The following is a 22,212-nucleotide window of genomic DNA, read 5'->3' on the forward strand; positions in this document are numbered from 1 at the left end:
TACCATACAGGATGTTTTAGGATTTAAAGGATACAGGCCCGGATAGCCTAAATTACATAGAACTAAAAAGTAATATAGTAATAAACATGGATTAGTGAAAATTGGAGTTGATTAAGTTCAATTGCAGGATGCAAAAAAATTAGAAGATTCCGCAAGCGCGCCTAGAGATAGAGCGCGCTTTTCTTTGCCCAAAATTCAGTAATTATACCAATTAGCTTAATTAAGTGATCTACTTTGAGACTGGAAAAACGTGTTGATAGCTAGGCAAAAAATTCGTTATTTAGTTGTTCTCGGCAATTGCTCCTGCATTGCTCTACCTTCTGCATCCATGCAATCGTAAATGAGGATTTTTTAATGCAGGTAGCGACACCTTTAGCCCTGCAAAATGATTAAGTATTATTGCGTATTGGTATTATACTGCTGGCCTGCCTTTATTTCGCTTACCTAATAAGTATGCATCGCGAAACTTTATAAAGTGATTTTCTAATTTTTTAGATGCTTCAGCTTCACCAGCCAGAGCAAGCACCATAATGCCTACTTCAGCAGTACCAAGTTGATGCGCATGAGGCGCTACACGTAAGCGATAATCAGATAGTTTATCAGCAGTAACAGACAATACAGGCAAGTTATCTAGATAAGGGCTTTTACGGATCATTTTTTTAGCTTCGCGCCACGTACCATCTAAAAATATAAAAAGTGGCTTTTTACCTGATTCAATATTCACTTCAGTAATCGCTCTACCTTCTTCTACGTCTTCAGCAGGAAACACGACCATCGGTTGATATTGAGGATCGTTTATTAAAGCTAAAAAAGCAGAATCGGGATCTGTTCTATCCCATCTAAATGCATAGTTATCAGGAACAATCTCAGCAATTAATCGTCCTGTATTAGACGGCTTAAAACTTTCGTTATGGTACATTAGTAAACATACAGCAGCACCGCACTGAGCGTACTCAACACCTTTACAAATACAGTAATGTTTGGCTATTAGGCACTGCTCACAGCGATCTAATTTACCGCCTCGCGCATTGAATTCACGGCGAGACTCACTTATTTGCTGAGCGCGTAATGCCAGAACTGAGTTTTTAAAAGAGTTGGCCACAGTGATTAATTACCTTAAATTTGATCGGCGCGTATTGTAGCTAAAATTAAAGGGAATAGATATCAGCTATCAGCTATCAGCTATCAGCTATCAGCTATCAGCTATCAGCTATCAGCTATCAGCTATCAGCTCAAAATAAAAAACGATACCAACAAAAGCTAGTTTTGTTTTATTTATTTTTAATTGGCGGCTATAAAAACAAAAACCCAGCAAAAGCTGGGTTTTTAAAAACGAAATTAAAAAGTTAAATTACTTTTTCTTTTTAACCGCTTTTTTGTTTGGTAAATCAGTGATTGAACCTTCAAAAATTTCAGCTGCAAGGCCAATAGACTCGTTCAATGTTGGGTGAGCATGAATAGTAAGTGCTAAATCTTCACCGTCTGCGCCCATTTCAACTGCTAAGCCGATTTCGCCAAGCATTTCGCCTGCGTTAATACCCACCATAGCACCACCGATTACACGGCCACTGTCTTTATCAAAGATAAGCTTAGTAGAACCTTCAGTACGAGCAGATGCAATTGCGCGACCTGATGCTGCCCACGGGAATACTGCAGTTTCAATGCTTAAGCCTTGCTCTTTTGCTTCTTTCTCAGTAACACCTACCCAAGCGATTTCTGGGTCAGTGTACGCAATTGAAGGAATACATTTAGGATCGAAGAAATGCTTCTGACCAGAAATAACTTCAGCAGCAACATGGCCTTCATGTACCGCTTTATGCGCAAGCATAGGCTGGCCAACTAAGTCACCAATCGCAAAAATGTGGTCTACGTTTGTTTTAAGTTGCTTATCAACATTAATAAAGCCACGCTCATCAACATTAACACCTGCTTTATCAGCATCAAGCAAGTTACCGTTAGGCGTACGGCCTACTGCAACAAGTACTTTGTCGTAACGTACTGGTTCAGCTGGTGCGTTTTTGCCTTCAAAAGTAACGTATAAGCCATCATCTTTAGCTTCAACGCCAACAACTTTAGTTGAAAGCATAACATTGAATTTTTTGCTTACGTATTTTTGGTAAATCTTGATGATATCTTTATCAGCAGCCGGAACTAACTGGTCTGCAAACTCAACAACATCAATGTCAGAACCCAATGCGCGGTATACAGTACCCATTTCAAGACCGATGATACCACCACCTAAAACAAGTAGTTTCTCTGGAATGTCTTTAAGCTCTAATGCACCCGTTGAATCAATTACACGCTCATCTTCTGGGATGAACGGTAAGCTTACAGGTTTAGAACCCGCAGCAATAATTGCATTATCAAATGTAATAGTTGTTGTGCCGTCAGCACCTTCAACGTCTAAAGTGTTGCTGCCAGTAAACTTACCGTAACCTGGTACAACTTTAACTTTACGCATCTTAGCCATGCCGTCTAAGCCACCAGTAAGCTGGCCAACAACCGACTCTTTCCAAGAGCGAATTTTGTCTAAATCAATTTGCGGAGCGCCAAAAGTAACACCGTGAGATGACATTTCTGCAGCGTCATCAATCACTTTAGCTACGTGTAAAAGTGCTTTTGAAGGAATACAACCAACATTAAGACATACACCACCTAATGTTTCACGAGATTCTACTAATGTAACTTCTAAGCCCAAGTCAGCAGCACGGAAAGCCGCAGAGTAACCACCAGGACCACCGCCTAGTACAACAACTTGAGTTTTTAATTCGTTGCTCATGCTATTACCTTAATTGTTTGAACGGGACACTGCCCTAAAATTTAACTGCCATGTTTCTGCATGGGCAGAAAATCAGAGCAATTCACAAATAGTGCAAAGATTGTATCATTGCATATAGTAAAAATCCCAGCTAAAAACAACTGGCTGGGATTTGATTTTATTCATATTGTAGCGATTACATCACTAATTGACGTATGTCGCTCATGTAGCTAGCAAGCGTTGCTGTAAAGCGTGCTGCTAGTGCTCCGTCAATCACACGGTGATCGTACGACATAGATAGCGGAACCATTAGTTTTGGTTCAAAGTCTTTACCATTCCACTTAGGTTTCATTTCAGATTTAGATACACCTAAAATAGCCACCTCTGGTGCATTAACAATCGGCGTAAATGCCGTACCGCCAATACCGCCTAAGCTTGAAATAGTGAAACAGCCGCCCTGCATATCAGATGACGTTAGCTTACCTTCACGTGCCTTTTTAGAAATATCCATTAGCTCGCGAGATAGCTCCATTATGCCTTTTTTGTCCACGTCTTTAAATACCGGAACAACTAAGCCATTAGGCGTATCTACTGCAACACCTACGTTTATGTACTTCTTAAGAATTAAGCTTTCGCCATCTTCAGAAAGTGATGCATTAAACGTTGGGAATTCAGCAAGTACTTTAGCTACCGCTTTCATCACAAATACAAGAGGAGTGATTTTAACGCCAAGCTTTTTCTTCTCGCTTAACACGTTTTGCTCTTTACGGAATACTTCAAGGCTTGTGATATCAGCTTCGTCAAACTGTGTAACATGTGGGATTTGTACCCAGTTACGGTGTAAGTTTTTACCCGATAGCTTTTGAATGCGAGATAGTTTCTTCTCTTCAATTTCGCCAAACTTAGCAAAATCTACTTTAGGCCACGGAATTAAACCAAGCTCGCTACCGCCCGCATTGCCTTTACCTGCTAGTAATTGGCCAGATTCAACTTGCTTAACTAAGTTTTTAACATAGTTTTGCACGTCTTCTTTTACTACACGGTTTTTACGACCTGAGCCTTTAACGTTTGCTAGGTTAATACCAAACTCACGCGCTAAACGGCGAACAACTGGCGATGCATGGGCATATGCGCTGTTGTTTTCAAAACCTTCATCGCTTGCTTTAGCCGAAGGTGCAGCTTGAGCTGGCGCAGACTCGGTTTTTGCAGGTGCTGCAGCTGGCTTTTGCTCTGCAGGTGCAGAAGCTTTTGCAGGTGCACTGCCGGCAACTTCAAATACAAAAATAAGCGAACCTGTTTTTACTTTATCGCCCGCTGCAATTTTAATTTCTTTAACTATGCCTGCAAATGGGGCTGGTACTTCCATTGCTGCTTTGTCGCCTTCAACGTTTAAGATAGATTGCTCTTCTTCTACGCTATCGCCAACAGCAACCATGATTTCAGTTACTTCAACTTCATCATCGCCAATATCAGGTACATTTACTTCTTTTGTGCTTGGCTGTGCACTTTGAGCAGTTTCTGCTGGTGCAGACTCTTGCTTAGGTGCATCTGATGCTGGAGCACTTGAACCGGCAACTTCAAAAACAAACACTAAAGAGCCTGTTTTTACTTTATCGCCCGAGGCTACTTTAATCTCTTTTACAGTACCAGCAAATGGTGCTGGTACTTCCATTGCGGCTTTATCGCCTTCAACGTTTAAAATAGATTGTTCTTCTTCAACAGTATCGCCAACGGCAACCATGATTTCTGTTACTTCAACTTCGTCGTCACCAATATCTGGTACCGTGACTTCTTTAGTTGAAGAACCTGAAGCCTCTGCAGGTGCAGCAGCTTCAGTTTTAGCCGGCGCTTCTGGCTCGCTTTGTGAACCAGTCTCTTCGCCTTCAAAAATCATAATTAGCGTGCCTGTTGTAACAGTGTCGCCTTCGCTTACTTTAATTTCTTTAACTGTACCTGCTTGTGCAGCAGGTACTTCCATTGAGGCTTTGTCGCCTTCAACGGTTAGTAGCGATTGATCAACATCTACTTTGTCGCCAACACTTACTAAGATTTCGGTTACTTCAACTTCATCGCCACCGATATCTGGTACATTAATTTCAATACTCATTGCAAACCTCTTATGCGTACAGTGGATTTAGTTTATTTGTGTCAATGTCGAACTTTTTAATCGCTTCAACAACCACTGACTTTTCAACTTCACCGCGTTTAGCAAGTTCAGATAACGTAGCAACAACAACGTAGCTTGCGTTAACTTCAAAGTGACGACGTAAGTTTTCACGGCTATCAGAACGTCCGTAACCATCTGTACCAAGCACCTTATAGTTGCTGCTTGGAATAAATGAACGTGCTTGTTCTGCGTAGTTTTTCATGTAATCAGTTGCGGCTACAGTTACTGAGTCGTTTAATACGCTCGTAATGTAAGCTGTTTTTTGCTCGCTTTCTGGGTTAAGCATGTTGAAACGTTCAACATCTTGACCATCACGCGTAAGCTCATTGAATGACGTTACAGAGTAAACGTCTGATGCAATTCCGTAATCATCACTTAAAATTGCAGCAGCTTTACGCACTTCAGTCATGATAGTACCTGAGCTTAATAGCTGTACGTTGGCTTTTTTACCTTCGTAGCTTTCAAGTTTGTAGATACCTTTACGAATACCTTCTTCAGCGCCTTCTGGCATAGCTGGCTGATGGTAGTTTTCGTTCATAAGCGTTAGGTAGTAGTAAATGTTTTCTTGGTCGTCACCGTACATACGACGAATACCATCTTGTACAATTACTGCTACTTCAAATGCGTAAGTAGGATCGTAAGAAATACAGTTAGGAACAGTGTTTGCAAGAATATGGCTGTGACCATCTTCGTGCTGTAGACCTTCACCATTTAGCGTAGTACGACCGGCAGTAGCACCTAATAAGAAACCACGTGCTTGTTGATCCCCCGCCATCCATGCCATGTCGCCAACACGTTGGAAACCAAACATAGAATAGTAAATGTAGAATGGAATCATTGGTAAATCGTTAGTGCTGTATGATGTTGCAGCAGCTACCCATGACGACATTGCACCTAGCTCGTTAATACCTTCTTGAAGTACTTGCCCTGATGTAGCTTCTTTGTAGTAAGAAACAATATCACGGTCTTGAGGGGTGTAGTTTTGGCCATGTGGGTTGTAAATACCGATTTGGCGGAATAAACCTTCCATACCAAATGTACGCGCTTCATCGGCAATAATTGGTACGATGTTTTTACCAATGCCTTTATCTTTTAATAAGATATTAAGTGCACGAACAAAGCCCATTGTTGTAGAAATATCACGCTTTTGCTCTTCAAGTAGCGGCTTAAATGCATCTACTTCTGGCAATTGTAATTTTTCGCTAAAGCGAGGAATACGAGTAGGCGTGTAACCTTTAAGCTCATCACGACGTGCGTGTAAGTACTTGTATTCTTCTGAACCTTCTTCAAGCGTTAAGTACGGAAGATCTTTAATTTGCTCTTCAGATACTAAGTCTTGTAAGCCTAAACGGTCACGTAAGTGTTCAACATGGCTCATGTCCATCTTTTTCACTTGGTGCGCAATGTTTTTACCTTCTGCTGCTTCACCCATGCCGTAACCTTTAACAGTTTTAGCAAGAATTACAGTAGGACGGTCGTTAGTTTGCTCGGCCTTTTTAAATGCAGCATAAAGTTTTGATGGCTCATGACCACCACGCTTAAGTGCAAAAATTTCGTCATCCGTCATATCTGCAACAAGTGCTGCTGTTTCTGGGTAACGACCAAAGAAATGCTCACGTACATACGCGCCATCTTTAGCTTTATATGTTTGGTAATCGCCATCAATTGTTTCGTTCATCAATTGTAGTAATTTACCTGTTGTATCTTTAGCAAGAAGGATATCCCAACCGCTACCCCATACAACTTTAATTACGTTCCAGCCAGCGCCTTTAAATAGGCCTTCTAGTTCTTGAATAATTTTACCATTACCCATTACTGGGCCATCTAGACGCTGTAAGTTACAGTTAATTAAGTAACATAGGTTGTCTAGCTTTTCACGTGCAGCAAACGAGATTGCGCCACGTGATTCTGGCTCATCCATTTCACCGTCACCTAAAAACGCATATACACGTTGGTTTTTAGTTTCTTTTAAGCCTCGTCCGTCTAAGTATTTTAAGAAACGCGCTTGGTAAATAGACGCGATAGGACCTAAGCCCATTGATACTGTAGGGAACTGCCAAAATTCAGGCATTAATTTAGGGTGAGGGTATGAAGGTAAGCCTTTACCATCTACTTCTTGGCGGAAATTATCTAGTTGAGCTGCGCTTAAACGCCCTTCAACAAACGCACGCGCGTAAATACCAGGAGAAATATGGCCTTGGTAATAAACTAAGTCACCGCCGTCTACGTCATTTGGTGCTTTGAAAAAGTGGTTAAAACACACTTCATAAAACGCAGCAGATGATTGGTAAGACGCCATATGGCCGCCTAAGTCGAGATCTTTTTTCGATGCACGTAGAACGATCATAATCGCGTTCCAACGTATGATCGAACGAATACGGCGCTCTAGGTTAACATCACCTGGGTAAGCCGGTTCTTGATCTACTGGAATAGTATTAACGTAGTTCGTGGTAATACCCGTTGGCATATCAACGCCGTCTAAACGGGCTTGCTCTAACACTTGCTCAAGTAAATACTGAGCTCGTTCAACACCTTCTTCGCGCACAACTGATTCAAGAGCTTGTAACCACTCTTGTGTTTCTAGCGCGTCTACGTCAATTTTATTGACTTCAGACATATGGAGGTTTCCTTATGTTTAAAATACGAATGTTGTTAATTTAATACAACGTATACTTAATTTTGTGTGTTCTAAGTACAGCGTATTAGCTTAATTTTGTTTTGTGCGTCTTAAACTACGTTCAATTCGCGAATGCTCTTTACCTGCTTCAAGTAATGCTTCTTCAATAAACGCTAAGTGCGCATTACTTGCTAAGCGGGCTTGTTCTGGATTGCCATCAATAACGGCATCCATTAATAAACGCCTGTGTTGGGCTAACTGACTGCTTATATCTGATTTTTTTAATAAAACAGTTAAATTTTGCAGTACATTTTGCTCAAGCAGCGCTTGCATACCTCTAACCAAATGCAATAAAACAACATTGTGCGAAGCTTCTGCAACGCTAAAATGAAAGGCATTTATTGCTTTTGCTTTTTGCTGTAAATCGTCATTAACTAAAGCAATTTTATCAAAGCTTTGTTTTACTTTGGTAAAGTCGGTGCTGGTTCCGCGCAGCGCTGCATAGTAAGCAGCAATGCCTTCGAGTGCATGACGAAATTCTAGTAAATCAAATTGCGATTCAGGATGTTTACTGATCAGTTCAAATAACGGATCGGTTAGCCCTTCTTCAAGCTGATTTTTTACAAACGTACCGCCACCTTGGCGACGCGTAACTAAACCTTTAGCTTCAAGTTTTTGGATTGCCTCACGCAATGACGGACGAGACACTTCAAACTGCTTTGCTAGTTCACGCTCTGGTGGCAACTTTTCACCTGGTGCTAAAGAGCCTTCAAGAATCATGTTCTCGAGTTGCTGTAAAATAACATCAGATAATTTTGCTGCTTTAATCTTTAAAGACATGAATCAACGTCCGCGTTGTATAAATACCAAAAGCCCTAAAAACATGGCGTAGAGTTGGATGACTTGCCCAAAAGGTAAATTGGTCATACCAAAAATTTTCAATAAGGTATCAAAAACCCTAATAGCTGTCAATTTACAGCCAGCTTGAGCAATTAAAGTAGCGTAACGCATTTTGAACGAAGATCAAACAATGCACAATTGAGGTCAACTTCCCTAAAAGTTAATAAGATGAAAACAAATGGTCTGACCAGAAAGAGTAGAGTTTTAGCTCTAGTTGAATTTATTAAAGAAATTAGTAGCAGGATGAAGTAACGAGGAGGCTGCAGTTATTTATACACACCTGATTACCTAAGAGTAAAGCAGCATGCGCGATATAATAGATGCGGGTTTACCCCGCATCTAATTATTTAAGATAGGCCGCCAAATAATGTAAGCAGTGCAATAAGTACTAAATAAAAGAGCACGTTACGCTTAACGAGCTTGATCATGCAGGTTGCCTCGTAAGTGCAACCGTAATAACGTTTTTCAACTTGTTCTGCAGCGAGGGCTGTACACGTTACAACTTCACGATTTGGTGATTTAAAGTTAAGTACATAACGTAGCCAGCAACTGGTACCTTTATTAAAATTACCAATGACTAAATAACCAAAGCTTGTAACTCTTGCCGGTAACCAATCAAGCCAAAATAATAATTTATGAATAAGCTTAAAGCGATTTGCAAAAATAACCTTGTGGTCTTCTCGTACTAAGTCGGCAAATGTTCGTACTAATGCATAAAGTACAGCACCTGGTGCACCTAATAATACAAACCAAAAAATTACCGCGCAGTAAAATCTAAAGTTTACCCACGCAAGTGTTTGCCCAAAAGTTTCGCCGCCTTCTTCATTTTCTAAATGTTTTTGCCCTATTTGTAATGCATACAATGAAGCCGCTGCTTGGTCATCACGTGTTAATGCATTTAAATACGACTTATATAAAGCACGCTGTTTAGCACAGCCAAAACAAACTAGTAATACCGCTATATTTACAGCCAATTGCCACAACACAAAATCAGATAGTAAATAAATAAGCCCGATGGCTATAACCGGTAAAAATAACCACACTAAAAAACCAGTGGCTGAACCAAATAAACCTTTTTCATCAAATAGCTTAGTAGAACGTTTTAAATAACCATTGGCGTAATAACTTATTTGCCAATAGTTAGACCGTGCACCTAAGCGCTCGAGTATTAGTGCAATTATTATTGAAACTAAAATCATGGAAATAACTCTCTTAACTTGGTTGCTGGAGCATATTTAAAAACAATTGCCAGTTAAAACTCTCGCCAGGGTCGGTTTTGCGCCCAGGTGCAATATCGCAATGCCCTACAATTCGCGAAGGTGTAATTTTTGGGTAGCGCTGCATTATAGCTTTACTAATAAGCGCCAATGTTTTGTACTGAGCACAAGTATATGGCGTTGTATCGGTGCCCTCAAGCTCAATACCAATACTAAAATTATTACATGCCGTAATACCATCAAATTCAGATTGTCCCGCATGCCAAGCACGCTTTGCAAAAGGTACGTATTGTATAATTTCGCCGGTGCGTTTAATAAAACAATGCGCCGACACGCGAAGCCCTTTTAAATCACTAAAACTCGCATGAGCATCACAATTAATAACCCCCATAAAAAGATCATCAACATAGGGGGTACCAAACTGCCCTGCGGGCAGTGAAATATTATGAATAACCAACAAAGAAATATCGGCTTCATCAAGGCGCTCATCAAAGTGTGTACAAGGGCGCTGCGCTATAGAAGTAACAACACCGTTTAAATCTATTCTCATAATACGCTTGTTAGTTAAATCCCAAAATATATAAGGTTGATGCTAAAGGAATTATATAAATAATGATAGCGCACTGCGCTTTGCGTAAATAAGCTAACTTAGCGCACTCATCCATCTAAATTTTATTAGTCATATTAAATAAGCAGCTTAATAAAAAACCTTCTCAGCTAAAAGCACTTCTATTAGTTATTTAAACATAGTAAAATTTGCTTAATTTATTAACACTTATGAGCCTTCATATGTCTATTTCGCACACGCTTATTACCCAACTTGTTTCTCTCGCCTTAGATGAAGATTTAAATTACCAAACTGCGCAAGATGGCGATATTACCGCTCAGCTGATCCCACAAAATGAGCAAGCAAACGCCAAAGTAATAACTCGCGAAGATTGTGTTTTTTGCGGCAAAGACATCATTATTGAAGTTTTTAAACAAGTAGACCCAAGTGTTGAACTGAACGTGCTTATAAATGATGGCGATACTGTTACAGCTAATAGCACTTTATTTACTGCCAAAGGTTCTGCTCGTGCAATATTAACAGCAGAACGTACCGCTCTTAACTTTGTACAAACCTTATCGGGCACAGCTACTACAACCGCTCATTATGTAAAAGAGCTAAGCGGCACCACTACACAATTACTCGATACCCGCAAGACAATACCCGGCCTTAGAGCACTTCAAAAATACGCAGTAAAATGTGGTGGCGGCGCAAATCATCGTATTGGCCTGTTCGATGCGTTTTTAATTAAAGAAAACCACATAGCAGCGTGCGGCGGTATTGATAAAGCAGTGGCTCAAGCTAAACAAAACCACCCAAACAAACCGGTAGAAGTAGAAGTAGAATCACTCCCAGAACTTAAACAAGCTATTGAAGCCGGCGCCGATATAATTATGCTCGACAACTTTAGCGTAGAACAAATTAAACAAGCTGTAGTTTTAACCAATAAACGCGCCAAATTAGAAGTTTCAGGCAACATGACCCTAGAAACGCTCAAAACTTACTCGCAAGCGGGTGTAGATTTTATATCAAGCGGCGCATTAACAAAAAACTTACAATCGATCGATTTATCTATGCGTTTTGAGCAATTTTAAAGCTATATTTAAATTTTAATAATGCTAATTAATTGACAAGCTAAGCAAAAAGACATTTAATAATCCGAAAGGCTTACTTTGTAACATTTTGTTAAATAAAATAGCTTTTTTAGGAAAAGTAATGTGCTAATTCCTAAAATAAAATGATACACTAATCCTGTTGTAGTATTTTATTAAAAAAAACAATCATAAATAATTAGATTTAAAAATCAGCCTAAATTTTTAAAAAAAAGAATTAAAAACTTAAGCAACTAAACTATTTTATTTATGTCTATACTGATTGTTGCTGCAACTAGCAGCAAATTTAGTAATGTTTATGTAATTAGTACTAAACATAATGAATTCACACCTAGCTTTTGTGTTTCATACCCTAAAGCTAAAGTGCAATAAAAATTTATTTTAAGTAAAACTGTAAAGTAAATCAGATAAATTAAGTTTGGTTGTTTTAACCACTTAACTGATTTAACTTACAAAAATCTATCCTTTAGGAGAGGAAACATGAAAACAATGACTCAAAAACAACAGGGTTTCACCCTAATCGAATTAATGATTGTAGTAGCAATCATCGGTATTCTTGCTGCAATTGCATTGCCTGCATATCAAGATTACACTGCTCGCGCACAAGCAACAGAGGGTTTAAGTGCTACATCAGGGCTACGTTCAGATATTGGTGTTTATATGTCTGAAAACGGTGGTGCAACCGGCATAGAAAATGATGCTGCCATTGGTGCGCAAGCAGATGCATTAGCTGGACGTTACTTTGCAGCTGAAGGTGTTGCTGTAGTTGCTGATGGTGTTGTTAACATTACTTTCAATGATGGCGCTCACTCAGGTGAGACTATGGCTTTGACACCTACAGTTGAAAATAGTGGTCAAATTTCACGTTGGGTTTGTAGTGGTTTAGATGCTCAATACCTACCTTCTGCATGTAGAGCTGCTGCTGTTGAATAAGTATATGTTTGTTTTTATAATTTAATTAAGAACATTAAACATTATATAAGAGAAAAACTTTAGAGTTTTTCTCTTATTCGATTTTATTACCTTTTAATATTGATTATGTTCAGGTCCATTATGTCAAAAAAACAAGAAAGGAAAGGACTCGATACGTTTTCATGGATTGGTGTAAGCGCCAGAGGTAAGCGACTTGAAGGTGAACTTACAGGTAATAGTGTTGCATTAGTCAAAGCACAACTTCGTAAACAAGGTATAACCCCCTCAAAAGTAAAACGTAAAGCAAAACCACTGTTTGGTATTCAAAGTGTTCAAAAAATCACCCCTAAAGATATCGCGCTAATTACGCGTCAGATTGCAACTATGCTGATGGCGGGAGTGCCACTTATTCAATCAATTGAAATGATTGGTAGTGGCTCCACCAACAAAAGCGTTACTAAGTTAATGGAAACGATAGGTGATGAAGTTAAAGCAGGTCAGCCACTTAACCAAGCGCTTAGAAAACACCCCCGTTATTTTGATGATTTATATTGCGATTTAGTAGCATCAGGCGAGCAATCCGGTGCGCTTGATAAAATATTTGACCGTGTTGCACTTTATAAAGAAAAGTCTGAAGCGCTGAAATCAAAAATTAAAAAAGCGATGTTCTACCCAATTGCAGTTTTGATTGTTGCACTTATTGTGACATCAATACTTCTTATATTTGTAGTGCCTCAATTTCAGGATATTTTTGAGGGGTTTGGCGCACAACTTCCCGCATTTACTCTATTTGTAATTGGTATATCTGAATTTATGCAGGAGTATTGGTGGGTAGCATTAATTACTATTGTTGCGGCCGGTTGGGCTTTTAAAGAAGCCAAGCTCAGAAGTTTAAAACTCAGAGATGCAACCGACAGAACTATATTAAAACTGCCAGTAATTGGCATGATTTTAAATAAAGCAGCCGTTGCGCGTTATGCTCGTACGCTTTCTACAACCTTTGCAGCTGGTGTACCACTTGTTGATGCGCTGGACTCAGCAGCAGGTGCATCCGGTAACGCAGTTTACCGCTATGCAATACTAGATATAAAAGCTGAGGTTAGCTCTGGTAACCAAATGAACTGGGCAATGCGTAACTCTAAAATATTTCCTGATATGGTTATTCAAATGGTAGCGATTGGCGAGGAGTCAGGCTCTTTAGATGGCATGCTTGCTAAAGTAGCCACTATTTATGAGCAAGAAGTTGATGATGCAGTAGACGGCCTTTCAAGCTTACTAGAACCACTTATTATGGCTGTTCTCGGTGTGTTAGTTGGTGGCTTGATTATCGCAATGTACTTGCCTATTTTCCAACTTGGCGCTGTTGTTTAATACCTTTAAAAAATATAAACACCTATTTAAAAACACACGTAGTCGCGAATTTACATCGCGCAGTAATTGTAACCGTCGCAGGGTAATAGTAACAGTCGCGGGGTAAACCAGCTGCTACGCTACCGTGGTATAAACTGCGTAGTCGCGTTTTTAATTACGATTTTATATCGCGCCCTCTTAATTGTATTATTAAAAAATTTTAGTTTCAGGTAAATAAATGCAAAGTATTATTGAAGTAATGCAAAGCCAATTGTGGTTTTATTTAACCACCGTTGGCTTAGTCAGTTTATGTGTAGGCAGTTTTTTAAATGTGGTTATTTACCGCTTACCACTCATGATGCAACGCGAATGGCAAAGCGAATGTAGGCTACTACTAGAAGATGAACTTACTGCCAATAAATCTAAGCAAGCTAACACCAGTGAGCCTTTTAACTTAGTAAAACCTAACTCTACCTGCCCAAAATGTAAAACAGCCATTAAACCTTGGCAAAATATTCCTGTTATTAGCTGGCTTTTGCTAAAAGCTAAATGCGCGAGTTGTAGTAACCCTATTTCAGTTCGTTACCCTGCTGTTGAGGCAATTACAGCCATACTAAGCCTTATTGTTGCTTATAGCTTTGGTGCTACAGAGCAAGCCCTTTTATATATTTTTGTAACATGGATTTTAGTAGCGCTAACCTTTATCGATATTGACCACATGCTGCTACCCGATCAGCTAACTTTACCGCTTGTTTGGCTGGCACTTATTGCCGCTGTTGCCGGAATTACAATTACGCCAAGAGATGCAATTATGGGTGCCGCTTTTGGCTATTTAAGCTTATGGAGTGTGTTTTGGTTATTTAAGTTACTAACCGGCAAAGAAGGCATGGGTTATGGCGATTTTAAACTACTCGCTGTATTTGGCGCACTTCTTGGTTGGCAATCACTTTTAACTATTATTCTGCTTTCGAGCGTAGTGGGTGCAATTATAGGTATTGCCCTTTTAAGCATTCAAGGTAAAGACAAAGCCACACCAATCCCTTTTGGCCCTTATTTAGCAATAGCGGGTTGGATAACACTATTGTGGGGCAGTCAAATTCAAAATATGTATTTTAATTTAATTGGCTATTAGTATGGGTGAGCAAACAGCTAAAATAAATAACTGGGTGCTAGGCTTAACGGGCGGTATTGGCTGCGGTAAAACAGCCGTTAGCAATATGTTTGAAGAATTAGCTATTACTGTTGTTGATGCCGATATAATTGCTCGTGAAGTAGTAGAGCCAAATAGTGAAGGGCTAAACGCTATTATCGCGCACTTTGGTAAAGATATTTTACTGCCCGATGGCACATTAAATAGAGCAGCACTGCGCACTAAAATTTTTACTAATCATGAAAATAAAAAATGGCTAAACGCACTGCTTCACCCACTTATTCGAAAAAAAATATTGGCCGATTTAAATAATGCAACAAGCCCTTATGTTGTATTAGTAGCCCCTTTATTATTTGAAAATAACCTCGATAGATATTGCAACCATACCTTACTTATTGATGTACCAACCTCTGTACAAATTGAGCGTACGGCAAAACGCGATAATACAACAATTGAGCAAGTAAAAAGTATTATTACTGCGCAAATGTCTCGTGAAGATAAACAGCAAAAAGCAGATGACATTCTAAATAATGACCGCGATTTAAAGCTCGTTCATGCAGAACTTGTTGTTCTTCATAAAAATTACCTACACTATGCTTTAAACAGTAAAACTAAATCCCATTAATAGTGTCATAACTCATATAAACTTATATTTTAGTTAGTAAAATCGCAGCAAAGAACGAAAGATAATGTAATCCCCTTCTTGTTTCTGATAAATTGCTTACTATTGAAGGAATAAAACAGGTGCGCAATGAATATTAACTCACCGTTATTGAGAAAATTTATTACCCTTGGCCGTATTGATGCCGACACGGTTAAAGCAAAACAAAACGAATTTGCCTCAACTGCTGAGCTTATTTCTAAATGCGGAAAAATCGATAGTCTAGATTTAGCTGAGCAATGTATTGATTTGTTCCGCGTACCCTATTTTGATTTAAAAGACTTTGACCCTGCATCTATTCCAGCTGATCTTGTAAAAGAAAAGCTGATCCGTAAGCACCATATTTTACCGCTTGTTCAAAAAGATAGAAAAGTATACATTGCCGCCTCAGATCCTACTGATTACGGTGCCTTTGAAAACTTTGAATTTAGTACGGGTTTATCGTGTGAAGTGGTGGTGGTTGATTACATTCAACTCGACAATAAAATAGAGCAGTTACTAGATGCCACTGGTAGCTTAAATTTAAGTGATGATGAGTTTAAAGAGTTTGCCGATTTAGATACAGAAAGCGCAAAAGAAACCGCTCCTAAAGATGATGACAAAGACGATGCGCCAATCATTGTTTACATCAATAAAATTTTAATGGATGCCATTAAAAAAGGCGCGTCAGATTTACACTTTGAACCGTACGAGCATAAATACCGCATTCGCTTTCGTATAGACGGAATTTTGCATGAAGTAGCCAGCCCACCTAATACGCTTTCTACTAAGCTTTCTGCACGTATAAAAGTAATGTCGAGGCTCGATATTGCTGAAAAACGTAAACCGCAAGATGGCCGGATTAAATTAAAAATTACTGAACGAAAAAGTATCGATTTTCGTGTAAGTACTATGCCGACCCTTTGGGGCGAAAAAATAGTAATGCGTATCTTAGACTCATCAAGCGCTATGCTAGGCATTGATGTACTCGGCTATGAAGAAGAGCAGAAAAAACTCTACATGGATGCCCTTGCTCAGCCACAAGGCATGATACTAGTTACAGGTCCTACAGGTTCTGGTAAAACAGTATCACTTTATACAGGCTTAAATATTTTAAACCAGCCAGAGCGAAATATTAGTACCGCAGAGGATCCCGTAGAAATAAACCTCGAAGGGGTTAACCAAGTACAAATAAACCCTAAAGCCGAGATGACTTTTGCAAACGCACTGCGTGCATTTTTACGTCAAGATCCTGATGTAGTAATGGTAGGTGAAATACGTGACCTTGAAACCGCTGAAATATCAATTAAGGCAGCGCAAACGGGTCACTTAGTGTTATCAACACTGCATACAAACTCTGCTCCCGAAACCATTACACGTTTATTAAATATGGGCGTACCAGCTTATAACGTGGCAAGCTCTATTAGCTTAATTATAGCCCAGCGATTAGCGCGCCGATTATGTCCTAAGTGTAAAACGCCAGAGCAACTACCGAGTGAAGAACTGTCTCGCCAAGGTTTTACAGCTAAGCAAATTGAAGATATGACACTCTACGCACCTAAAGGCTGTGATAGTTGTACCGATGGCTATAAAGGCCGTGTAGGTATTTATGAAGTAATGCAAATTACGCCAGAAATTGCACAAATTATTATGCGTGGTGGTAACTCACTAGAAATAGCAGAGGTTTCCCTTAAAGCTGGGTTTAATAATTTACGCCTATCGGGTTTACGAAAAGCCGCCGATGGTTTAACGCCTCTGGCTGAAATAAACCGCGTAACTAATATGTAAGTGTATAGCTCTAAGGGTTGCCTTTAGAGCTATAAATAAAAAATTTAGAGAGTAAAGTATGCCAACTATTGTTAACTGTCCAACGTGTAAAAACAAAGTTGAATGGTCTGAGCAAAGCCCACACCGCCCTTTTTGTTCAAAACGTTGCCAACTTATTGATTTAGGTGAATGGTCGTTTGAAAATAACAAAATTTCAGCGCCAATCACTTCGGCTGAACAGTTTAGCCAAGACATGATTGAAGATATTGAAGCCATGATGGCAAAAAATGAAGACGAGTTTTTTAAATAAGTTTAAGTGATTATATTGATAGAAAAAGCCAGCATTAAGCTGGCTTTTTAGTGTTTAATCTATAATTAAACGATTAGTCTCTTTGCTTACGGTGCTTTTTGCCCATGCGTTTTTGCATTTTAGCAAATTTTTCTTTTTGCTCTGCGTTAAGTACTTGCAGTACTTGGTGCTGAGTTTTTAGCTTAATTAAGCCAAACTGTTCGCCTTTATCGTGGCGAGCATTTAACAGCTCTTTTGCTGCATTTTCATCAAAGGTTGCCGCTGAAAGTAGCGCATCCATTTTAGCTTTATGTGCTTCGCGCATCGCTTTACGTGCTTCTTTATCGTCGCCTCGCAATGCTTTCATTTGCGTTTTTTGCGCTTCAAATATAGCTTCGAGCTTAGTTTGCTGCTCATCGGTTAAATCAAGCTTTTCGGCACCGCGCTCAGAAAGTAAAAAACGCGCTGGGGAATGGCCTTGCTTGTCATGCATGCCGCCTTTAGCTAATACGCTGCCTGCGCCAAGTGTAGCCGTTGCTAGACCACAAATAAGTACTAATTTTGAAAGTGTATTTACTTTAGTCATAATCATCACCTTAATATTGGATGGATTGAATTTGGTTGTGACTGCTAAGCCAGTGAGTTAACTATACATAACTCAACGCAAAGTAACGCAAAGCAGTGTAAAGGTTGTGTAAAGATTCACTTTTGCACAATTTTAGAAGTAAAATAACAATATGAGAATTGCCTAAGGGTTTGAAATGAAACTATTAATGATTGACGACGACACTGGCCTTTGTGAGCTTTTAAGTGAGTACTTGACTGCGCAAGGCTTTGAAATTCAAAGCGTACACGACGGTGCTCAAGGTCTAAAGTTAGCTCAAACAAACGACTACGCACTTATATTATTAGATGTAATGCTACCTACACTTGATGGTTTTGAAGTACTTAAACAACTTAGGCAAACAAAGCTTACACCGGTCATAATGCTTACCGCTAAAGGCGAAGACTTCGACCGCATTTTTGGCTTAGAGCTTGGCGCCGACGATTATATACCTAAACCTTTTAACCATCGTGAGCTACTAGCCCGTGTTAAAGCAATAACCCGCCGTATAGAGCATATTAATAGCTTAAGCGTACCCACTACCAATAATAAGCTGCTTGTTAATGGGATTACCGTAAACCTTGCTGCGCGCGAAGCTTCAATTAATAACTCCACACTGACTCTTACTGGCACCGAGTACGAAATTTTAGCGCTATTATGTAAAAACGCTGGCGAAGTTGTGAGTAAAGAACAAATAAGTGAGGAAGTTTTAGGCCGGCGCCTAGCCTCTTTCGACCGCTCTATTGATATGCATGTAAGTAATATACGTAAAAAAATAGCAGAGCATATACAAGCCGAGCGAATTAAAACCATGCGAGGTACGGGCTATGTCTTTATCCAAGGCGAATAATAACGTGTATTTTGCTTGGCTAAAACACCCTAGGCATTACTTATTTTTTAAAATATTTTTTTGGTTTTGGCTAACTATAATTGGCACTGTAGCGGCTCTTGTATTTTTGAGTAACATAACCGCAATTAATGCTGTAACCAACGAGCCACTATCTGGCCCGATGAAAAAAAACCTAATATACACAGCCAAAAGTGTAGAGCGATCAGTAATAAAGCATAAACGCAGCTTAAACGAAATATTAGTACATCCAAGACTCACAAAACGTAAGCTTTTATATTTAAGCGCTGCGCAAGGCGAAGATGCCCGCAGCAATAAAGAAGTACCGGAAAATATAGATCTTAGTTTATTAAACTTTACTCAAAATATGTCTCCACAAGTTATTTTTACCGAAAAATACCAGGCGTTCGGGCCTGTAAATATAAATGTGCCGGAAGGAAGTTTTTATCTATACGAAATAGATATAAACCATCAACCACCGCTACTTTTACGCTTTAAACTAATGCCTAATTGGATGAAGATATTTATTGCAATTGCGGCCTCACTGGTTTTGAGCTTTGTATTTAGCCGTAACTTAATCGCTCCTATAAATAGCCTAAAAAAAGCCGCTATAAAATTATCTGCCGGCGACTTAACCGCCAGGGCCGATATTCCATTAAACCGTAAAGATGAACTAGGCGTTCTTGGACGCGATTTTAACAGTATGGCTAATCAGTTAGAGCTACTTATTAGCTCACAAAAGCGTTTACTTGCCGATATATCGCATGAACTTCGCTCACCTCTAACACGTTTAAAAATGGCTACAGGGCTTGCACAAATGCAGGCTAACGAACCCAGCCAATCGTATTTATTACGTATAGAAAAAGAAGCAAACCAGCTTGATAAAATGATAGCCGACGTATTACAGGTTTCTCGTTTAGAGGCAAAAAGCCAAGCGCTTTCGCTGCAAAAGCAGTCTTTACAAGTTATTGTCGATCACGTAATTAATGATGCTCAATTTGAAGCTAAACAAAATAATAAACAGCTAAAAGTTACGGGTAGTGTGGCTGTAAATATTAATTGCGATGAGGCACTAATAGCCAGCGCGCTTGAAAACTTACTTCGTAATGCGATTAAATATGCTCAACACACCATTAGCATAACCCTAAAGCATTCAAATGCCATTTATATAGAAATATGTGACGATGGGTCAGGTGTACCTAATGAGCAGCTAAGCAAGCTTTGTGAACCGTTTTTTAGACAATCAGATGCTCGCGATCGCGTAAGTGGAGGGACTGGCCTAGGGCTTGCTATTGCTAAAAATGCCATTACCGCGCATGGCGGAAATTTAGTCTTATCGAATAAAGAACAAGGTGGCTTGTGTGCTAATATAACCTTGCCATTAATCAAAGAGTAAAACATGTTTTATAGTTCAGAAGCCCAGCTTGAGAGTAATCAAGAGGCCATTAATGTTTTTTATACTTCACATTTAACTAAAAGCTACTTAGATACACCTGCAGGAAAGCTATTTTACGCATACGCAATCCCTGACAATGCTGCAACTGCTGTAGTAATTAGTACGGGCCGTGTTGAAGGCCTAGAAAAGTATAAAGAACTGATATGGGAGCTGTATTGTAATAATTTTGCTGTGTTTATTATGGATCATCAAGGTCAAGGGCGCTCTTACAGGCATCTTAAAAATAAGCATAAAGGCTTTGTAAAACACTATAATAACTACAGCAGTGACCTAAATAACTTTGATCAGCAAATAGTTTCAAAGCATTGGCAGGGTAAAAAAGTCATGCTGGCTCATTCAATGGGTAGCGCGATAGCGATTGATTACTTAGCAAAATTTGAAAACAGCTATAAAGGCGTGTTTTTGTCTGCGCCTATGTTTGATATTTTTACAAAAGACGTACCAAAAATACCAACGCAATTTATTGTTAAGTTAGCCACTTTGCTTGGCCTACACTCTTTTTATGCTTTTGGACAAGGCAACTATAATCCAATTCCATTTACTGAAAACGTACTTACTAGCAGCGAGGAACGTTACACCTACTTTAGGCAAACCTATAAATTAGAACCTAACATACAATTAGGTGGCGTTACGTTTGGCTGGCTAGCAGCTACGATAGCGTTTTTAAAGTCTATTGATAAGCTAAACGTACCAATCCCTTTGTTTATAGCAAGTGCAGCTAGCGATACAGTGGTTAATAACGAAGCACAGTATAGCCTTGCAAAAAGGCATGCTCATGCAACAATCGAGAGTTTTGAAGATGCAAAACACGAGCTACTTTTTGAACGTGACGAGATTCGAAAGCCGCTATTAACTAACTTTTATCAGTTTTGTGAGTCTGTTACTTCTTGAACAGTGCTAGGATTTACTAAAACAGAAAGTGGATCGAGGTGGATGAGTATATCTACCTCAGATTCAAAACGTGCACTTATCATGGCTTCCACTTCATCAGCCACATTATGGGCACGTATTAAACTTAAGTTATCATCTAGCTCTAAATGCATTTGGATGAACTTAATTTTCCCGCCTTGGCGAGTTCGAATACCGTGTACACCATGCACATCGGCATGTTCTTTAGCTATATCGAATATGCTTTGCTTTTCATCATCTGGCAGCTCTTTATCCATTAAATGATCGGCACTATCACGCGCTATATCCCAACTGTTATAAAGTAAGTAGCCCGCCACCCCAATTGCAAAAAGGGGATCGGCATAAAGTACGCCATAATAAGCGAGTAAAATAGCCAATAGCACGGCAGCATTTAATATTAAATCGCCTTTGTAATGTACTGAATCGGCTTTTATAGCAATAGAGTCGGTGTACTTAACTACTTTATTTTGTACAAATACAATTACCAGCGTACACACAATTGCAAAAATACTTACCCATACGCCCAATAAAGAATGCGTTAACTGTATTGGATTAAATAAGCGTTCAATACCATGAAATGCAAGTAAACAACCTGATCCTGCAATAAATGCTGCCTGCCCTAATCCTGCAAGCGCCTCAGCTTTACCATGCCCAAAACGGTGATCGTCATCGGCTGGTCGCAGTGCATAACCTAATACCAAAAAACTCATGGCTGTGGCTGTTATATCCATTAACGAATCAGTCAATGAGCCAAGCATTGAAGCAGAGCCTGACGCAAGCCATGCCCATGTTTTTGCGCCAATCATTAAGCTCACCATAACCATGGTGACAATACTTGAGGTTTTAACCCAAAATTCGTAGCTGCGGTTGTGCACGCGTATATCCGTTAATCACTGTATTCAATGCATTGAGTATATCATTTTTTTAAAAGGTTTCGTGTATACTGCTGCGCTCAACCGATTACTAAAAA

19 protein-coding genes are annotated in these 22,212 nt (G+C 39.4%); 10 read left to right on the forward strand and 9 right to left on the reverse strand.

All coding sequences use genetic code 11. From position 1 onward, the window contains the following. Window positions 1-412: 412 nt before the first annotated feature. The 7 genes from ALFOR1_RS14340 to ampD form a co-directional block, all read right to left on the reverse strand. Complete coding sequence (locus ALFOR1_RS14340; protein WP_058549411.1) at window positions 413-1,102, reverse strand: tRNA-uridine aminocarboxypropyltransferase; 690 nt, start codon at window positions 1,100-1,102, stop codon at window positions 413-415. A 249-nt stretch (window positions 1,103-1,351) separates the two neighbouring features. Beyond that, window positions 1,352-2,779: a dihydrolipoyl dehydrogenase gene (gene lpdA / locus ALFOR1_RS14345; protein ID WP_104643358.1), complete on the reverse strand. Its 1,428-nt coding sequence runs from the start codon at window positions 2,777-2,779 to the stop codon at window positions 1,352-1,354. 175 nt (window positions 2,780-2,954) lie between these two features. Further along, window positions 2,955-4,865, reverse strand: a complete 1,911-nt coding sequence (gene aceF / locus ALFOR1_RS14350; protein WP_104643359.1) for a pyruvate dehydrogenase complex dihydrolipoyllysine-residue acetyltransferase — start codon at window positions 4,863-4,865, stop codon at window positions 2,955-2,957. Between the two features lie 10 nt (window positions 4,866-4,875). Continuing rightward, window positions 4,876-7,542: a pyruvate dehydrogenase (acetyl-transferring), homodimeric type gene (aceE, locus tag ALFOR1_RS14355; RefSeq protein WP_104643360.1), complete on the reverse strand. Its 2,667-nt coding sequence runs from the start codon at window positions 7,540-7,542 to the stop codon at window positions 4,876-4,878. A 90-nt stretch (window positions 7,543-7,632) separates the two neighbouring features. Beyond that, window positions 7,633-8,382 carry a pyruvate dehydrogenase complex transcriptional repressor PdhR gene (gene pdhR, locus ALFOR1_RS14360; RefSeq protein WP_058549407.1) on the reverse strand — a complete coding sequence of 250 codons (750 nt, stop codon included), beginning with the start codon at window positions 8,380-8,382 and terminating at the stop codon, window positions 7,633-7,635. 407 nt (window positions 8,383-8,789) lie between these two features. Further along, window positions 8,790-9,641 (reverse strand): beta-lactamase regulator AmpE, encoded by an 852-nt coding sequence (gene ampE / locus ALFOR1_RS14365; RefSeq protein WP_104643361.1) that lies wholly within the window; start codon window positions 9,639-9,641, stop codon window positions 8,790-8,792. Window positions 9,642-9,654: 13 nt separating this feature from the next. Then, window positions 9,655-10,209: a 1,6-anhydro-N-acetylmuramyl-L-alanine amidase AmpD gene (gene ampD / locus ALFOR1_RS14370; protein WP_104643362.1), complete on the reverse strand. Its 555-nt coding sequence runs from the start codon at window positions 10,207-10,209 to the stop codon at window positions 9,655-9,657. Between the two features lie 239 nt (window positions 10,210-10,448). On the opposite strand from ampD, the gene nadC reads away from it, so the two are divergent. From nadC to yacG, 7 genes are all read left to right on the forward strand, one after another. Then, the gene (nadC, locus tag ALFOR1_RS14375; protein WP_104643363.1) at window positions 10,449-11,300 is read left to right on the forward strand and encodes a carboxylating nicotinate-nucleotide diphosphorylase; all 852 of its coding nucleotides are present in this window, start codon (window positions 10,449-10,451) and stop codon (window positions 11,298-11,300) included. A gap of 498 nt (window positions 11,301-11,798) precedes the next feature. After that, window positions 11,799-12,251 (forward strand): pilin, encoded by a 453-nt coding sequence (locus ALFOR1_RS14380; RefSeq protein ID WP_269459735.1) that lies wholly within the window; start codon window positions 11,799-11,801, stop codon window positions 12,249-12,251. A 120-nt stretch (window positions 12,252-12,371) separates the two neighbouring features. After that, window positions 12,372-13,601, forward strand: a complete 1,230-nt coding sequence (locus ALFOR1_RS14385; protein ID WP_104643364.1) for a type II secretion system F family protein — start codon at window positions 12,372-12,374, stop codon at window positions 13,599-13,601. A gap of 217 nt (window positions 13,602-13,818) precedes the next feature. Further along, window positions 13,819-14,712, forward strand: coding sequence for a prepilin peptidase (locus ALFOR1_RS14390; protein WP_104643365.1), 894 nt, complete (start codon window positions 13,819-13,821; stop codon window positions 14,710-14,712). A 1-nt stretch (window position 14,713) separates the two neighbouring features. After that, the gene (gene coaE, locus ALFOR1_RS14395; protein WP_104643366.1) at window positions 14,714-15,355 is read left to right on the forward strand and encodes a dephospho-CoA kinase; all 642 of its coding nucleotides are present in this window, start codon (window positions 14,714-14,716) and stop codon (window positions 15,353-15,355) included. Between the two features lie 126 nt (window positions 15,356-15,481). Further along, complete coding sequence (pilB, locus tag ALFOR1_RS14400) at window positions 15,482-17,158, forward strand: type IV-A pilus assembly ATPase PilB (RefSeq protein ID WP_104643367.1); 1,677 nt, start codon at window positions 15,482-15,484, stop codon at window positions 17,156-17,158. Window positions 17,159-17,216: 58 nt separating this feature from the next. Next, a complete protein-coding gene (gene yacG, locus ALFOR1_RS14405) occupies window positions 17,217-17,447 on the forward strand; it encodes a DNA gyrase inhibitor YacG (RefSeq protein ID WP_058549398.1) in 231 nt (76 codons plus the stop codon). A 73-nt stretch (window positions 17,448-17,520) separates the two neighbouring features. Here yacG and ALFOR1_RS14410 read toward each other — a convergent pair whose 3' ends face one another. Further along, window positions 17,521-18,012: a Spy/CpxP family protein refolding chaperone gene (locus tag ALFOR1_RS14410; RefSeq protein ID WP_104643368.1), complete on the reverse strand. Its 492-nt coding sequence runs from the start codon at window positions 18,010-18,012 to the stop codon at window positions 17,521-17,523. A 175-nt stretch (window positions 18,013-18,187) separates the two neighbouring features. Between ALFOR1_RS14410 and ALFOR1_RS14415 the strand changes: the two genes are divergently transcribed. Genes ALFOR1_RS14415 through ALFOR1_RS14425 form a run of 3 tightly spaced genes read left to right on the forward strand, consistent with a single transcriptional unit; the run spans window position 18,188 to window position 21,224 of the window. Continuing rightward, on the forward strand, window positions 18,188-18,880 hold the full coding sequence (locus tag ALFOR1_RS14415) for a response regulator transcription factor (protein WP_058549396.1): 693 nt from the start codon (window positions 18,188-18,190) through the stop codon (window positions 18,878-18,880). Further along, window positions 18,858-20,273 (forward strand): ATP-binding protein, encoded by a 1,416-nt coding sequence (locus tag ALFOR1_RS14420; protein WP_104643369.1) that lies wholly within the window; start codon window positions 18,858-18,860, stop codon window positions 20,271-20,273. Before ALFOR1_RS14415 ends, ALFOR1_RS14420 begins: the two co-directional genes overlap by 23 nt. Before the next feature lie 3 nt (window positions 20,274-20,276). Further along, window positions 20,277-21,224, forward strand: coding sequence for an alpha/beta fold hydrolase (locus tag ALFOR1_RS14425; protein WP_104643370.1), 948 nt, complete (start codon window positions 20,277-20,279; stop codon window positions 21,222-21,224). Here the strand turns inward: ALFOR1_RS14425 and ALFOR1_RS14430 are convergent. Beyond that, window positions 21,197-22,066 (reverse strand): cation diffusion facilitator family transporter, encoded by an 870-nt coding sequence (locus tag ALFOR1_RS14430; RefSeq protein WP_104643679.1) that lies wholly within the window; start codon window positions 22,064-22,066, stop codon window positions 21,197-21,199. The two genes, ALFOR1_RS14425 and ALFOR1_RS14430, sit on opposite strands and share 28 nt — an antisense overlap. Window positions 22,067-22,212 lie beyond the last annotated feature (146 nt).

This window comes from Pseudoalteromonas carrageenovora IAM 12662, assembly GCF_900239935.1.
Lineage (GTDB): Bacteria > Pseudomonadota > Gammaproteobacteria > Enterobacterales > Alteromonadaceae > Pseudoalteromonas > Pseudoalteromonas carrageenovora.

Bases quoted from the DNA above. Each gene is read 5' to 3' on its own strand.
- lpdA (WP_104643358.1), bottom strand. From the start codon at position 2,779: ATGAGCAACGAATTAAAAACTCAAGTTGTTGTACTAGGCGGTGGTCCT.
- aceF (WP_104643359.1), bottom strand. From the start codon at position 4,865: ATGAGTATTGAAATTAATGTACCAGATATCGGTGGCGATGAAGTTGAA.
- aceE (WP_104643360.1), bottom strand. From the start codon at position 7,542: ATGTCTGAAGTCAATAAAATTGACGTAGACGCGCTAGAAACACAAGAG.
- pdhR (WP_058549407.1), bottom strand. From the start codon at position 8,382: ATGTCTTTAAAGATTAAAGCAGCAAAATTATCTGATGTTATTTTACAG.
- ampE (WP_104643361.1), bottom strand. From the start codon at position 9,641: ATGATTTTAGTTTCAATAATAATTGCACTAATACTCGAGCGCTTAGGT.
- ampD (WP_104643362.1), bottom strand. From the start codon at position 10,209: ATGAGAATAGATTTAAACGGTGTTGTTACTTCTATAGCGCAGCGCCCT.
- nadC (WP_104643363.1), top strand. From the start codon at position 10,449: ATGTCTATTTCGCACACGCTTATTACCCAACTTGTTTCTCTCGCCTTA.
- ALFOR1_RS14380 (WP_269459735.1), top strand. From the start codon at position 11,799: ATGAAAACAATGACTCAAAAACAACAGGGTTTCACCCTAATCGAATTA.
- ALFOR1_RS14385 (WP_104643364.1), top strand. From the start codon at position 12,372: ATGTCAAAAAAACAAGAAAGGAAAGGACTCGATACGTTTTCATGGATT.
- ALFOR1_RS14390 (WP_104643365.1), top strand. From the start codon at position 13,819: ATGCAAAGTATTATTGAAGTAATGCAAAGCCAATTGTGGTTTTATTTA.
- coaE (WP_104643366.1), top strand. From the start codon at position 14,714: ATGGGTGAGCAAACAGCTAAAATAAATAACTGGGTGCTAGGCTTAACG.
- pilB (WP_104643367.1), top strand. From the start codon at position 15,482: ATGAATATTAACTCACCGTTATTGAGAAAATTTATTACCCTTGGCCGT.
- yacG (WP_058549398.1), top strand. From the start codon at position 17,217: ATGCCAACTATTGTTAACTGTCCAACGTGTAAAAACAAAGTTGAATGG.
- ALFOR1_RS14410 (WP_104643368.1), bottom strand. From the start codon at position 18,012: ATGACTAAAGTAAATACACTTTCAAAATTAGTACTTATTTGTGGTCTA.
- ALFOR1_RS14415 (WP_058549396.1), top strand. From the start codon at position 18,188: ATGAAACTATTAATGATTGACGACGACACTGGCCTTTGTGAGCTTTTA.
- ALFOR1_RS14420 (WP_104643369.1), top strand. From the start codon at position 18,858: ATGTCTTTATCCAAGGCGAATAATAACGTGTATTTTGCTTGGCTAAAA.
- ALFOR1_RS14425 (WP_104643370.1), top strand. From the start codon at position 20,277: ATGTTTTATAGTTCAGAAGCCCAGCTTGAGAGTAATCAAGAGGCCATT.
- ALFOR1_RS14430 (WP_104643679.1), bottom strand. From the start codon at position 22,066: ATGGTTATGGTGAGCTTAATGATTGGCGCAAAAACATGGGCATGGCTT.